The sequence below is a fragment of the Streptomyces sp. 130 genome (assembly GCF_007096885.1).
In the GTDB taxonomy this organism is placed as follows: domain Bacteria; phylum Actinomycetota; class Actinomycetes; order Streptomycetales; family Streptomycetaceae; genus Streptomyces.
This window is the reverse complement of record NZ_VJNO01000099.1, coordinates 1-1507: the sequence shown is the minus strand read 5'-3', so window position 1 is coordinate 1507 and position 1507 is coordinate 1. Positions and strand designations below refer to the sequence as shown.

1 protein-coding gene is annotated in these 1507 nt (G+C 68.5%); it reads left to right on the top strand.

The window, feature by feature from the left end; all coding sequences use genetic code 11:
* Positions 1-36: 36 nt before the first annotated feature.
* On the top strand, positions 37-1507 hold a 1471-nt coding region (locus FKN01_RS32150; RefSeq protein ID WP_313906190.1), incomplete at its 3' end, for an amino acid adenylation domain-containing protein.

The following is a 1507-nucleotide window of genomic DNA, read 5'->3' as shown; positions in this document are numbered from 1 at the left end:
CTGCCGGGGGAGTGTGAGCGGCTGTCGGGCTGGAGTGTGGCCGGGCGGTCGGGGGAGTTGGTGACGTTGCCGGAGTTGTTCGGGCGGTGGGTGGCGCGGACTCCGGATGCGGTGGCTGTGGAGTGTGGTGAGCGGTGCTGGTCGTATGCGGAGCTGGATGTGCGTGCGGGGCGGCTGGCTGGGTGGTTGTCGGCTCGGGGGGTGCGGGCTGGGGATGTGGTGGGTCTGTGTCTGGGCCGGTCGGTGGAGTTGGTGGTGTCGGTGCTGGCGGTGTCGCGTCTTGGTGCGGCGTGGCTTCCGATCGATCCGGTGTATCCGGAGCGGCGGGTGCGGCAGATGGTGGAGCAGGTCGGGCCTGTTGTGGTGCTGGATGCTGCGGGGGTGGCCGAGGCCGAGGCCGAGGCGGTGGCTGAGGCGGGGTCGGGTGGTGGGTGTTGGGTGCGGGGGGTGGTTCCGGTGCCGGAGCAGTTGGCGTATGTGATTTTCACGTCGGGTTCGACGGGGGTGCCGAAGGGGGTCGGGGTTACGCATGCGGGTGTGGGTGCGTTGGCGGCTTCGATGGCGGGGCGTTTTGGTGTGGGGTCGGGGAGTCGGGTGTTGCAGTTGGCGTCGCCGAGTTTTGACGCGTCGGTGATGGAGTTGTTGATGGCGTGGGGTGCGGGGGCTGTGTTGGTGGTTGCTCCGGCTGGGGTGTTGGTGGGTGAGGAGCTGGCGCGGGTGTTGGTTGAGGGGCGGGTGTCTCATGCGTTGGTGCCGCCGGCGGTGTTGGCGACGGTGCCTGAGTTGCCGGTGGGTGTGTTGTCGGTGCCGGTGGTGGGTGCGGAGGCGTGTCCGCCGGAGTTGGTGGCGAGGTGGGCGCCGGGTCGTCGGATGGTGAATGCGTATGGTCCGACTGAGGTGACGATCGCGGCGACGTTGAGTGATCCGCTGGTGGTGTCGGGTCAGGCGCCGCCGATCGGGCGTCCGGTTCTTGATGGGGCGGTTCATGTGCTGGATGGGGGGTTGCGGCCTGTTGCGCCTGGTGTGGTGGGGGAGGTGTATGTGGGGGGGGCGGGTCTGGCGCGTGGGTATCTGGGTCAGTCGGGTCTGACGGCGTCGCGTTTTGTGGCCAGTCCTTTTGGTGACGGGCAGCGGTTGTACCGTACGGGTGATCTTGCGCGTTGGGGTCGTGACGGGCAGTTGGTGTATGGGGGGCGGGCGGACGATCAGGTCAAGGTGCGTGGTTTCCGGATCGAGCTGGGTGAGGTCGAGGCCGCGTTGGCGGCTCATCCGGGGGTCGGGCGGAGTGTGGTCGCTGTTCGTGTGTCGGGTGCGGGGAGTCAGCGGCTTGTGGGTTATGTGGTGCCCGCCGTTCCTGGTGATGTCCCGGATGCCGTCGAGGTGCGGGAGTTCGTGGCGGAGCGGTTGCCGGAGTACATGGTCCCGGCCGCGGTCGTGGTCCTGGACGCCTTCCCGCTGAACTCCAGTGGCAAGACCGACCGCAAGGCCCTCCCGGAACCGGAGTTCG